The following is a 248-nucleotide window of genomic DNA, read 5'->3' as shown; positions in this document are numbered from 1 at the left end:
AGATATAGATGAGCAAAAAATAGCATTATTAAATAAAAAACAATCGCCTATTGTTGATACTGAAATTAGCGAATTTTTAACTCAAAGTGATTTAAATTTTACAGCCACTACAGATAAAGTTGCTGCATACAAAAATGCTGACTTTGTGATAATTGCAACGCCTACGGATTATGACGTTGAAAATAATTACTTTAATACTAGCTCGGTTGAAGCCGTAATTAAAGATGCTATGGCACATAATCCAAATG

At 31.0% G+C, this 248-nt stretch carries 1 pseudogene; it reads left to right on the top strand.

Annotated elements, in window-relative coordinates:
- A pseudogene (locus Q4528_RS15195) lies at positions 1-248 on the top strand (UDP-glucose 6-dehydrogenase); the annotation flags it as partial.

The sequence above is a fragment of the Staphylococcus pasteuri genome, assembly GCF_030547725.1.
Taxonomy (GTDB): domain Bacteria; phylum Bacillota; class Bacilli; order Staphylococcales; family Staphylococcaceae; genus Staphylococcus; species Staphylococcus pasteuri.
The sequence above is the reverse complement of the archived record's forward strand: the minus strand, read 5'-3'. Positions and strand labels throughout refer to the sequence as shown.